Annotated in this window: 12 protein-coding genes; 5 read left to right on the forward strand and 7 right to left on the reverse strand. The window is 72.5% G+C overall.

The annotated features are described in order from the left end of the window. Positions 1-1,384, reverse strand: a 1,384-nt coding sequence (locus tag ND747_RS27860; protein WP_251737234.1) for a DEAD/DEAH box helicase, incomplete at its 3' end; no start/stop codon positions are given. Positions 1,385-1,690: 306 nt separating this feature from the next. Here ND747_RS27860 and ND747_RS27865 point away from each other — a divergent pair. Next, positions 1,691-2,380 carry a ferritin-like fold-containing protein gene (locus ND747_RS27865; RefSeq protein WP_251737235.1) on the forward strand — a complete coding sequence of 230 codons (690 nt, stop codon included), beginning with the start codon at positions 1,691-1,693 and terminating at the stop codon, positions 2,378-2,380. Between the two features lie 123 nt (positions 2,381-2,503). On the opposite strand, the gene ND747_RS27870 is transcribed toward ND747_RS27865, so the two are convergent. From ND747_RS27870 to ligD, 4 genes are all read right to left on the reverse strand, one after another. Then, positions 2,504-2,728: a DUF3107 domain-containing protein gene (locus tag ND747_RS27870; protein ID WP_251737236.1), complete on the reverse strand. Its 225-nt coding sequence runs from the start codon at positions 2,726-2,728 to the stop codon at positions 2,504-2,506. A 190-nt stretch (positions 2,729-2,918) separates the two neighbouring features. After that, a complete protein-coding gene (locus ND747_RS27875) occupies positions 2,919-3,557 on the reverse strand; it encodes a TetR/AcrR family transcriptional regulator (protein ID WP_251737237.1) in 639 nt (212 codons plus the stop codon). 220 nt (positions 3,558-3,777) lie between these two features. Next, a complete protein-coding gene (locus ND747_RS27880) occupies positions 3,778-4,146 on the reverse strand; it encodes a hypothetical protein (RefSeq protein WP_251737238.1) in 369 nt (122 codons plus the stop codon). Further along, entirely contained in the window at positions 4,143-5,117 is a 975-nt protein-coding gene (ligD, locus tag ND747_RS27885; RefSeq protein WP_251737239.1) for a non-homologous end-joining DNA ligase, read from the reverse strand. The genes ND747_RS27880 and ligD overlap by 4 nt, the downstream gene beginning before the upstream one ends. A 145-nt stretch (positions 5,118-5,262) precedes the next feature. Here ligD and ND747_RS27890 point away from each other — a divergent pair, with 145 nt between their 5' ends. Further along, positions 5,263-6,354, forward strand: a complete 1,092-nt coding sequence (locus ND747_RS27890) for a Ku protein (protein ID WP_251737240.1) — start codon at positions 5,263-5,265, stop codon at positions 6,352-6,354. 109 nt (positions 6,355-6,463) lie between these two features. Here the strand turns inward: ND747_RS27890 and ND747_RS27895 are convergent, their stop codons facing one another. Then, the gene (locus tag ND747_RS27895; RefSeq protein WP_251737241.1) at positions 6,464-6,637 is read right to left on the reverse strand and encodes a CsbD family protein; all 174 of its coding nucleotides are present in this window, start codon (positions 6,635-6,637) and stop codon (positions 6,464-6,466) included. Positions 6,638-6,931: 294 nt separating this feature from the next. Here ND747_RS27895 and moeZ point away from each other — a divergent pair, with 294 nt between their 5' ends. Both moeZ and ND747_RS27905 read left to right on the forward strand, forming a co-directional pair. Continuing rightward, on the forward strand, positions 6,932-8,107 hold the full coding sequence (gene moeZ, locus ND747_RS27900; protein ID WP_251737242.1) for an adenylyltransferase/sulfurtransferase MoeZ: 1,176 nt from the start codon (positions 6,932-6,934) through the stop codon (positions 8,105-8,107). Between the two features lie 21 nt (positions 8,108-8,128). Beyond that, positions 8,129-8,554: an MGMT family protein gene (locus ND747_RS27905; RefSeq protein WP_251737243.1), complete on the forward strand. Its 426-nt coding sequence runs from the start codon at positions 8,129-8,131 to the stop codon at positions 8,552-8,554. Positions 8,555-8,576: 22 nt separating this feature from the next. Here ND747_RS27905 and ND747_RS27910 read toward each other — a convergent pair whose 3' ends face one another. Then, positions 8,577-9,344 carry an SDR family NAD(P)-dependent oxidoreductase gene (locus ND747_RS27910; RefSeq protein ID WP_251737244.1) on the reverse strand — a complete coding sequence of 256 codons (768 nt, stop codon included), beginning with the start codon at positions 9,342-9,344 and terminating at the stop codon, positions 8,577-8,579. Between the two features lie 210 nt (positions 9,345-9,554). Here ND747_RS27910 and ND747_RS27915 point away from each other — a divergent pair. After that, positions 9,555-11,270 (forward strand): UvrD-helicase domain-containing protein (locus ND747_RS27915; RefSeq protein ID WP_251737245.1); only part of this gene is annotated, 1,716 nt, incomplete at its 3' end.

Consider the following 11,270-nt stretch of genomic DNA (forward strand, 5'->3'; position numbering starts at 1 on the left):
CCGCCGGACGTTCGGCCGCGGCCGGCGCGGTGGACCGCCCGGGACGCGACGACGAACCGCGCCGACCGCCGCCGCGGCGGGACGACTCGCCGAGATCCTCGAGGTCCTCGGCGTCCAGACCGGCGCGGGTGCGCGCGGCGTGGGGGAGGTTGCCGGTGACCTCGGGGGGGATGCCGAGTGCCTCGAACAGGTGCGGGGAGGTCGAGTAGGTCTCGACCGGGCCCTCGAACGGCAAACCGAGGGCCTTGTTGACCAGCGTCCACCGGGGCAGGTCGTCCCAGTCAACGAAGGTGACGGCGACGCCGCTCTCCCCGGCCCGGCCGGTGCGGCCGATGCGGTGCAGGTAGACGTTCTCGTCCTCGGGGCACTGGTAGTTCACGACATGGGTGACGCCGCTGATGTCGATCCCGCGGGCGGCGACATCCGTGGCGACGAGCACGTCGACCTTGCCGGCACGGAAGGCCCGCAGCGCCTGCTCCCGCTGGCCCTGGCCGAGGTCGCCGTGCACGGGGGCAGCGGCGAAACCACGCTTGTCGAGCTCTTCGGCGACCTTGTCGGCGGTGCGCCGGGTACGGACGAACACCATCGCCAGGCCACGCCCGGAGGCCTGCAGGACGCGGGCGAGCACCTCCATCTTGTCCAGCGCGTGGGCGCGGAAGACGTGCTGGTGCGTACTCGGCACGGTGCGGGTCTCGTCGGGCTGCTCGGCGCGCACGTGCACGGGGCGCGCCATGAACCGACGGGCCAGCGAGATCACCGGGCCGGGCATCGTGGCGGAGAACAGCATGGTCTGCCGGCTGGTGGGCAGCTGCGCCATGATGCGCTCGACATCGGGCAGGAAGCCGAGGTCGAGCATTTCGTCGGCCTCGTCGAGCACGAGGGCGCGCACGGCAGCCAGATCGAGCACGCGCTGACGGGCGAGGTCGAGCAGCCGGCCGGGGGTGCCGACGACGACGTCGACCCCGGCGCGCAGGGCGGTGAGCTGCGGCTCATAGGCCCGGCCGCCGTAGACGGCCAGCACCCGCAGGCCACGGCCCGAGCCCGCCCGGGTGACATCGGCGGTGACCTGGACACACAGCTCGCGGGTGGGCACGACGACCAGAGCCTGGGGCCGGCCGTCGGCACCCTCGGCGGGCGAGAGCACCGTCTGCACGAGGGGGATACCGAACGCGAGGGTCTTGCCGGTGCCGGTGCGGGCCTGGCCGATGATGTCGTTGCGCCCGAGCGCGAGCGGGAGCGTCAGCTCCTGGATCGGGAAGGCGTGCACGATGCCGGCCTCGGCCAGCGCTGCGACCGTCTCGGCGCGAACGCCCAGGTCGGCGAAGGTCGGGCGGGCCGCGGTCAACGGCACTACCGCGGAAATCTCGGTCGGCGAGGAGGACATTGATAGATCATCTGAAGGTACTTCTGCTGTGACGGACAGCGGGACGCTCCTGGTCTTCTCTGAGCGGTGTCTGCGCTGAACCCGCTCGCGGTGAGTCGCGAGGCGCCCGCGGCCCGAAGTCCGTGTGCCCGGTGCCATCGACGGCAGCTCTGGGTGCACAGGTAACGAGGCGACGCCTACTACGCGACAACTGAGGCGCATAACGGCCTCTAGTTGTGACTAGCATAGCCGCTGAGACGGCCCAGCGGGGGCTCCTTGGCCGACGATTGCCGTCGCGGTGGCCATCGGTGCCAGAATCCGATCGTGATGCAGACATCGTTTCCGCCGGCCGATGCGTCGGCCCCGGGTCCCGCGGACCAGCCTGATCAGGCAACTGTCGACCTGCTGGGCCTGCTCGCCTATGGCGAACTGACGGCCTTCGAACGGATGGCGACGGACGCCCGGATGTCGCCGACCCTCGGTGACAAGATGGCACTGGCGACGATGGCGGCGGCGGAGTTCGCCCACTTTCAGGCTATCTGTGACGAACTGGACCGGCTCGGCGTACGTCGCGAGGACGCGATGGCTCCGTTCATCGGGCCGTTGACCGACTTCCACAACTCGACCGCCCCGGCCGACTGGCTGGAGAGCCTGGTCAAGGCATACGTGGGGGACAACATCGCGGCGGACTTCTACCGGGAGATCGCGGCCCGCCTGCCGGGGCCGTCACGGGACATCGTGCTGCGGGTCCTCGCCGACACCGGGCACGCCGCCTTCGCCGTCGAGCGGGTCCGCGCCGCGATCGAGGTGAACCCCACGGTCGCCGGTCGCCTGGCCCTGTGGGCCCGTCGGCTGGTGGGGGAGGCGCTCACCCAGGCGCAGCGGGTCGGAGTGGACCGCGACGCCCTCACCGGCCTGCTCGTCGGGGTCGGCGATCTGGACGCACTGGCGGCCATCTTCAACCGCATCATGTCGGCCCACAGCCGCCGTATGTCCGCCCTCGGCCTGTCCGCCTGACCCGGCGCAATCATGACCCGGCGCAATCATGACCCGGCGTAGGCATGACGAGGGGCGGTGACCGACGGAGTTCCGCCTGCCACCGCCCCTGTCCGCGCCGAGTCGTCAGCCCGCGCCGAGTCGTCAGCCGCCGAAACCGACCCGACGGGGCGAGGTCGCCGCGATCTCCACGTAGGCCAGGGCCTCGATCGGGACCAGCACCTGGCGTCCCTTCTCGTCGGCGAGGGTGAGCACGCCACTGCCGGACTTGACCGCCTCGCCCACCTGCGCGGCGACGGCCTCCGCGGTCTGGTCGATCTCCAGCACCAGCTCCCGGCCGACCTGCCGTACGCCGATCTTGACCTCCACCGATGACCTCCGCCTTCGTCGGACCTTCGTGGGACCTGCGCGGGACCCGCGCGGGACCCGCGCGGCAGCGGACACCCGCCGCCGAGGTTGGATCACGGCCCACACTATGGCTTCCGGGACTTCTCCACCGGCGCGGGTCCGCCGTGTTCGCTCCTGGCACACGCCGCACGGGTGCGGCCCGCCGTCCGGGCTAGGGATGTTCCTGCCGGGGGTAGCCACCGATGCCACGCCAGGCAAGCTCGATCATCGCCTCGACGGCTCGTTCCTTGGGGACCGTCTCGCCACGCACCAGCCACCAGCGCGACGCCGTCTCCGCCATGCCGATCAGCCCGACGGCGAGCAGATCGGCCTCGGCGGGATCGAGCCCCGTCTCCGCGACGATGGTCGCCGCGATCGAGTGGACGCACCGGGCGAACGCCGTCTCGATGCGCTGGCGCACCGCGGGCTCACTGCGCAGGTCGGACTCCAGCACGAGCTGGTGCGCACCGGAGGAGTCGTTGACGAAGTCGAAGTACGCCCGGACCGAACGGGCGATGCGTACGTGGTTGTCGGTGGTGGAACCGAGGGCCTCCTCGACCGCGTTGACGAGCTGGGTCGTGTGCTCGTCCAACAGCGCGAGGTAGAGCTCGAGCTTGCCCGGGAAGTGCTGGTAGAGCACGGGTTTGCTGACTCCGGCCCGTTCGGCGATCTCGTCCATCGCCGCGGCGTGGTAACCCTGGGCGACAAAGACCTCGCGGGCCGCGCCGAGGAGCTGGAAGCGACGGGCGGTGCGGGGCAGCCGGGGAGTCCGGCCCGTACGGGTGCCGGGCGAGGCTGGCTCGGCGGTCACCGGCGCTCCTCCTGGTTGATGTCGGCGGCTGTCGGCTCACTTTCGCACAGCGGGCCGTCACGGTTACCGGCCTGGCCGCAATATTCGCCGCTGCGCCCCTGCCGACGGGTGCCCGCCCGGGGGCGACGTACCCGCCCGGGCATCCGTCGCCGATGCCGGTCCCGCCGGCCGCGGTCAACGGCGAACGGCCGACGGGGCGGTCAGCGCCGGCCGGCGGTGGTCAGCGGTAGTCGTCCTCGTCGGTTTCGACGACGATGCTCTGCTCGACCCGGTCGAACTCGTCGACCTCGCTGAGCGCGTCCACCACCGTCGCCCCGGAGTCCGGCGGGCGGACCTCCCGGGCCTGTTCGGCGGCGTCGGCGTCGGAGGCCTCCAACGGAAGGACCTCGGCGGGGTGGCTCTCCGGCGGGAGGCTTTCCAGGGTGCGGCCGGTGCCCGGCAGTTCGGTGGGTGCTGCCATGGGACGTCCTCCTGAGCTCGTCGATGCGGCGTCCGCGGGGTGGGACGCCGACGTCGGACGGTCCAGACCCACGTCGGGCCCGGATCCGATGTGCCCGGTGTGCGTGCCGCTCACGCGGACTGCGCTCATCCGGGATCGTCGACGGGGTCGCCGAGCAGTGGGGCGAACAGGTCGCCGAGCTCGTCGACGCGTCGCAGCACGTCGCCCGCGGAGAAATCCAGATCCTGCGGACGACGGCAGTTCTCCACCTCGGCCCAGGTCACCGGGGTGGAGACGGTGGGTCGCTCCCGGGCACGCAGCGAGTAGACGCTCACCGTGGTCTTCGCTGGGTTGTTCTGCGACCAGTCCAGCAGGACCCGTCCACCCCGCAGGTCCTTGCGCATGTTCGCGACGACCAGCTGGGGATGGTCGGCGGCAAGCCGGCCGGCGATCGTCCGCATATCCGCTCTGACCTGCATGGACGTCCGGCCGTCGGTGACCCTTCCATAGATCTGCAGGCCCTTGGAACCGCTGGTCTTCACGCCCAGCGGCCCCGGCAGAATCTCCCGCAGCAGCAGCGCCACCCGCGCGCAGTCCACCACCGAGGTGCCCGGGCCCGGATCCAGGTCGGCCACCACCAGGTCGGGCCGCCCGGTCGAGATCCGCCACATCGGGGTGTGCAGCTCCAGGGCGGCGAGGTTCGCCAGCCACACCATGGTGGGACGGTCGGTGGCGACCAGGTAGTCGATGGTCGAGCGGTCCTTCGTGGAGCCGGGCGAGGGCAGCCGGGCCGTCGTCGTCCACTCCGGGCGGTGGGATGGGGCGTTCTTGGTGAAGAAGCCCTTCTCGGTAACCCCGTTCGGGTATCGCACCACGGTGAGTGGACGATCGGTCAGGTGCGGCACCAGGACCGCGCTGATCCGCTCGTAGTAGTCGATGACCTGACCCTTGGTGAAGCCGGTGGCCGGGTAGAGCACCTTGTCCGGGTTCGACAGCCGCACGTGACGCCCGTCGATCTCGACGCCGGCCCGTTCGGGCCCGCCCGTCGGCCCCCGGTGGCCCGACCGTGCCTGCCCGCTCGACTGCCGTGGTTCCTGCTCACGCTCCTGTGACGTGCTCATTCCGTCCCCGTTGTGGTTGGCCTCGGACGGGTATCCCCCGGACGGGCCAGGCCGCCACCTGATAACTGTGGACGTTTGTTCGATCTGGCTTACAGGTGGGCGTCCGGTGGGTCACCATGGTGGGTAGCCGACGTTAGGGGCGAACATGCGTTCGATTTGGAAGGGTGTCATCTCCTTCGGTCTGGTGTCGATCCCCGTGCGGCTGTACTCCGCCACGCAGGAGCGGGACATCGCCTTCCATCAGGTCCGCCGGACCGACGGGTCCCGCATCCGCTACCGGCGGGTCGCCGAGGCCGACGGGGCCGAGGTTGCCTACGCCGACGTCGCCAAGGGGTTCGAGCTGCCGGACGGTCAGACCGTCGTGCTCACCGACGACGACTTCGCGAACCTGCCGCTGTCCACCTCCAGGGCCATCGACGTGCTGGAGTTCGTGCCGCTGGAGCAGGTCGATCCGATCTACTTCGCCAGGAGCTACTACGTCGAGCCGGACCGGACCGGCACGAAACCGTACGTGCTGCTGCGGGACGCGCTGGCCAGGTCCGGGCGGGTCGCGCTGGTCAAGATAGCCCTACGCCAGCGTGAGCAGCTCGCGACGCTCCGAGTGCGCGGCGCGGTCTTCGTGCTGGAAACGATGGTCTGGCCGGACGAGGTCCGTGCACCGGACTTCCCGTTCCTGTCCGACGAGGTCGCCGTGCATCCGCCGGAGCTCGCCATGGCCGGCTCGCTCATCGACACGCTGGCCGCCGACTTCGATCCCACCCGCTTCACCGACCGGTACCGCGAGGCGCTGGAGTCCGTCATCGAGGCAAAGGCCGCCGGCCGTGCCGTCGTCGTCCCGCCCGAGGACGAACCCGGCGAACCCGTCGACGACCTGATGGCCGCGCTGCGCGCCAGCATCGCCGCCGCCCGCCGTGACGAGCCCGCCGCGCCGGCGCCGGGTTCGTCGACCGAGCCCGTGGGGCCGGGGGCGCTGGCCGAGGCGGCCCCGGGGTCCGGGTCGGGGGAGCAGCCACGGTCGGGGCGGTCGTCCACCGGTGTGCCCCGCTCGCCGCGGTCGGCTGCGGCCCGCACGGCGCCGGCTCCGCCCCGGGCGGGCTCAGGGACGGGGCGCACCGCCGGGGGACCCGCTCGATCCGCGCGTACGTCGAGCGGACGGTCCACGCCCGGCAAGACGTCGCCGAAAGGCTCGACGGAGGACGTGTCGCGCTCCCCGAGCACCACTCGCCGCTCCGCGTGAGCGCACCACCCGCCGCTCGGCGATGGGTGGTGCGAGCGGCGGGTGGTGGCGGCATCCGGTGGTGGTTGCTCAGGGCCTGGGTGGCGCAACACGTCGCTGACCCGCAAGGTCAGCGACGGAAGGCGTCCTTGGCCTTCTCACCAGCCTGGCGCAGGTCGGCGGCGGTACGGTCGCCGCGGCCCTCGGCCTCGGTGCGGCGGTCCCCGGCTGCTCGGCCGGCGGTCTGCTTGCCTCGCCCGCGCAGCTCGTCCAGCTTGTTGCGGACCTTGTCGACGAAAGACACAGTGCTCAGCTCCCTGCCATCGGTGGTTGGGTGCGGTCGGTCAGCGACGGTCTACCCAGGCGTCCCCGGGGAACACCCGCACCGGCGTTCCGGCCTGCCCCGCGGAAAGCGGCGCGGCGCGGCGCGGGAGCGGAACGTGCAAACGTGGGGGCGGGGGAACAGGGGGGCGGTCGCGGGCGCTGTGGATCGGTGGGAGGCGGCGGCCGGTCGATTCGTGCCGAGGCCGCGTGCCCCTGTGGAATCGTCGAAGAACGTGGCATCGTCGACGTACGACTGCGAACGCGAGGAGCTAGCGTGTCCCTTCCGCCTCTGGTCGAGCCTGCCGAGGGCCTGACCGTCGACGAGGTCCGCCGGTACTCCAGGCATCTGATCATTCCGGATGTCGCCATGGACGGCCAGAAGCGACTCAAGAACGCCAGGGTGCTGGCCGTCGGGGCCGGTGGTCTTGGCTCGCCGACGTTGATGTACCTGGCCGCGGCCGGGGTCGGCACGCTCGGCATCGTCGAGTTCGACACGGTGGACGAGTCGAACCTGCAGCGTCAGATCATCCACGGGCAGTCGGACGTGGGCCGCTCCAAGGCCGAGTCGGCGCGGGACTCGGTGCTCGAGATCAACCCGCTCGTCAACGTGGTGCTGCACGAGACCCGGCTGGACACCTCCAACGTCCTGGAGATCTTCAGCCAGTACGACCTGATCGTCGACGGCACCGACAACTTCGCCACCCGGTACCTGGTCAACGACGCGGCCGTCCTGCTCGGCAAGCCGTACGTCTGGGGTTCGATCTACCGGTTCGACGGGCAGGCCAGCGTCTTCTGGGCCGAGCACGGGCCGTGCTACCGCTGCCTCTACCCGGAACCGCCGCCGCCGGGGATGGTCCCGTCCTGCGCCGAGGGCGGGGTGCTCGGCGTGCTGTGCGCGTCGATCGCGTCGATCCAGACCACCGAGGCCATCAAGGTGCTGACCGGTATCGGTGACCCGCTGGTCGGTCGGCTGATGGTGTACGACGCCCTCGAGATGACCTACCGCTCGATCAGGGTGCGCAAGGACCCGGAGTGCCCGCTGTGCGGGAAGAACCCGTCGATCACCGAGCTGGTCGAGGACTACGAGGCGTTCTGCGGTGTCGTCTCGGAGGAGGCGCAGCTCGCCGCGTCCGGCTCCACGATCCTCGCGAGCGAGCTCAAGAGCTGGCTGGACGCCGGTGAGCCGATCGAGCTGATCGATGTCCGGGAGCCCGCCGAGTGGGAGATCGTGCGCATCCCCGGCGCCCGGCTCATCCCGAAGGGCGAGCTGCCCGCCCACCTCGCCGAACTGCCGCAGGACCGCCGGGTTGTCGTCTACTGCAAGTCCGGGGTGCGCTCCGCGGATGCGCTGGCGACCCTCAAGGGCGCCGGTTTCACCTCGGCCGTGCACGTGCAGGGTGGGGTGACGGCCTGGGCTACCCAGGTCGACAAGACCCTGCCCGTCTACTGAGCGCATGAGCCTGCCGAGCGCATGAGCGCAGTGGACGACGGACGGGCGCGGACCCGGGCGGGTCGGGCCGCCCCGCCGGCGAGCGTGTCGGCGGGGCTCGGTACCCGCATCCGGCTCGGGGACGCCGAGCCGAGTCCGCATGCCCGCGAGGTCCTCGACACCGTCGCCCGGATCCCGCCGGGCAAGGTGATGACCTACGGTGACATTGCCGAGTTCGTCGGGGCCGGCACCGGCCGGACCGTCGGCGCCGTGCTGGCCCGCTACGCCGAGGACGAGCTGCCCTGGCACCGGGTCATCCGGTCCACCGGCGAGCCGAACCCGGCCAACCCGGCCGAGGCCCTGCGCCGCCTGATCGCCGACGCCACCCCGCTCACCCCGTCCGGCGAACGCGTCCACCTCGCCACCGCCCGCTGGGACGGCACCCCGGCTCCGGCCCAGCCGGCCTGACCGCCCGCTGACCGGCCTGCGGTCAGCGGGCGGTCAGGCCGCCGTCGGCGAGGTAGACGCTGCCGGTGACCAGCGAGGCGCGGTCGGACAGCAGGAAGGTGACCACCTCGGCGACCTCCTCGGGGGTGCCGAGGCGGTTCATCGGGGTGAGCAGTGCCGCGCCGCGCTGGGGCCGGCCGTCCACCTGAATGAGAGCGGTGTCGACGAAGCCGGGGGCGACCGCGTTCACCCGGATGTTGCGGGTGGCGTACTCCAGCGCCGCGGTCTTGGTCAGGCCGACGACGCCGTGCTTGGCCGCGACGTACGGAGCCGACCCCGCGAAGCCGACGGTGCCGAACACCGAGGCCATGTTGACGATGGAACCGCCGGTACCGCCGTGCAGCATGGCGGTGATCTCGGCGCGCATGCAGTAGAAGACGCCGGAGAGATTGACGTCCAGGACGCGCTGCCAGTCCTCGGCCAGGGTGGTGCCGATCGGTTCGCGCCCGGCGGCGATGCCGGCGTTGTTCACGCTCAGGTCAAGCCGCCCGAAGGTGCCGACGGCGGTCTGCGTGGCCTGCTCGATCGCGTCGGGATCGGTGACGTCCGCCTCGAGCGCCACGGCCTCGCCCCCGTCCCGCTCGATCTGGGCGGCCACCTCCTTGACCTCGTCGGGGCGCAGGTCGGTGAGCACGACCCGGGCGCCCGCGGCGGCCAGTCGACGGGCGCAGGCGGCACCGATGCCGGAGGCCGCTCCGGTGACGAGCGCCACCTTGCCCTCGCAGTCGTGGGTCGGCACGGATGGGCTCATGGGTCACGACAGTGCCACGTCCGGTCGGATGCGTGCACGCACCGCCCCCCGGGACGGCCCCATGGTGGGGGTCGGATGCTCGGTGGTCGGGTCGCCGACCGGTGGGATTGCCCTCCGATCGGACGACCGTAGGTCGAGGTGGCGACCGGTTGGCCGGATGTGGGGAGTCCTGCCGGCCGGCGTGTCGGTGGCGCGTGGTGTGCTGTTCGGGTGAGCCTGCCGTCCGCGCCCGCTGCCGCCCGCGGTGCAGCCGCGCCGCCGGCCGGCCACCGGTTGGTCGTGGCACCGGTGCCGGTCACGGCGCCGCTGGAGCTGGACGCGGCGCAGCGCCAGGTGGTCGAGCATGCGGGCGGGCCCCTGCTGGTGCTGGCCGGGCCGGGCACGGGCAAGACGGCGACGCTGGTCGAGGCCGTGGCCGCGCGGATCGCCGCGGGCGCCGATCCCCGGTCCATCCTGGTGCTCACGTTCAGCCGGCGGGCGGCGGGGGAACTGCGCGAACGCATCACCGCCCGGCTCGGCGCCACCGACCCTCCTGCCGGTTCTGACGTGATCCCCGGTTCTGACGTGATCCCCGGTACCGCCGCGGTCCCCGACGTCAGCCCCGGGCCCGGCGGCGGCGGGGTCGGGCGCGGGCCGGGGGCCTGGACGTTTCACGCCTGGTGTCTCGCGGTGCTGCGGGCGCACGACCGGCCGGCGCCGCACGGGGGGTTTCGGCTGTTGTCCGGCCCGGAGCAGGACAGTCGGCTGCGGGAGCTCGTCGACGGTTCCCGGGAGGACGGCCATCCGCGCTGGCCGGAGTCGTTGGCCCAGGCACTGGGTACCCGGGGTTTCACCGAGGAGGTCCGCGCCCTGCTGGCCCGGGCCCGGGAGGTGGGGCTCGGGCCCGGGCAGCTGGCCCAGCTCGCGCAGCGCACCGCCCGTCCGGAGTGGGCGGCGCTCGCCGAGTTCTACGAGATCTACCTGGATGTCTTCGGTTTCGAGGGAGCGCTGGATTACGCCGATCTGGTGCACCGGGCCGTGCTGGTCGCCGAGGGGCCGGCGGGGGATGAGCTGCGTGCCCGCTACCAGCACGTCTTCGTCGACGAATACCAGGACACCGATCCGGCGCAGGAGCGGCTGCTGCGGGCCCTGGCCGGCGGCGGGGGGAACCTGGTCGCGTTCGGGGACCCTGATCAGTCGATCTACGCCTTCCGCGGCGCGGAGGTGTCGGGGCTGCTGGAGTTTCCCCGTCGGTTCCGCTCGGTGGGCGGGCGGGACGCGCCGATCGTCGCGTTGCGCCGGTGTCGGCGGATGGCTCCGGCGCCCCTGCTGGCCAGCCGGCACGTCGCCCGCCGGCTGCCGGCGACCCGGCTGCCGGCATCGGCCCTGCGCGCCCACCGCGATCTCACCGGGCGTGCAGACCTCGGCGCCGGCCAGGTGGAGGCGCGCACCTATGTGTCCACCAGCGCCGAGGCCAGCGCGGTCGCCGATGCGCTGCGCCGCGAACACCTGGAACGCGGCACGCCGTGGGCGCGGATGGCGGTGCTGGTGCGCACCGCCGAGCGGATCGGCCGGTTGCGCCGCGCCCTGGTCGCCGCCGGTGTCCCCGTCACCGTCGACGGTGACGACCTGCCCGTCGCGCAGGAACCCGCGGCGGCGTTGCTGCTGCTGGCGTTGCGCTGCGCCGACGATCCGGCCGGCGCCCTCACCGTCGATGTGGCCCGCACGCTGCTGACCTCCCCGCTGGGCGGGGCGGATCCGGCGGGCCTGCGCGAGCTCGGCCGGGCGCTGCGGGCCTTCGACCGGGATGCGGGGGCCGTCCAGCCGGGTGCGTCCGAGGAGCTGGTCCGTGCGGCCGTCGCGGATCCGGACCGGCTGCTGGTCCGGGTGCCCGACGAGGTCGCCGCGCCGGCCCGCCGGGTCGGAGCGCTGCTTGTGGCCGGGCGC

Source organism: Frankia sp. R82, assembly GCF_023716925.1.
Taxonomy (GTDB): domain Bacteria; phylum Actinomycetota; class Actinomycetes; order Frankiales; family Frankiaceae; genus Frankia.

What these genes read in the sequence shown, in the direction of transcription:
- ND747_RS27865 (WP_251737235.1), top strand. Translation starts at nt 1,691, where the DNA reads ATGCAGACATCGTTTCCGCCGGCCGATGCGTCGGCCCCGGGTCCCGCG.
- ND747_RS27880 (WP_251737238.1), bottom strand. Translation starts at nt 4,146, where the DNA reads ATGAGCGCAGTCCGCGTGAGCGGCACGCACACCGGGCACATCGGATCC.
- ligD (WP_251737239.1), bottom strand. Translation starts at nt 5,117, where the DNA reads ATGAGCACGTCACAGGAGCGTGAGCAGGAACCACGGCAGTCGAGCGGG.
- ND747_RS27890 (WP_251737240.1), top strand. Translation starts at nt 5,263, where the DNA reads ATGCGTTCGATTTGGAAGGGTGTCATCTCCTTCGGTCTGGTGTCGATC.
- ND747_RS27905 (WP_251737243.1), top strand. Translation starts at nt 8,129, where the DNA reads ATGAGCGCAGTGGACGACGGACGGGCGCGGACCCGGGCGGGTCGGGCC.
- ND747_RS27910 (WP_251737244.1), bottom strand. Translation starts at nt 9,344, where the DNA reads ATGAGCCCATCCGTGCCGACCCACGACTGCGAGGGCAAGGTGGCGCTC.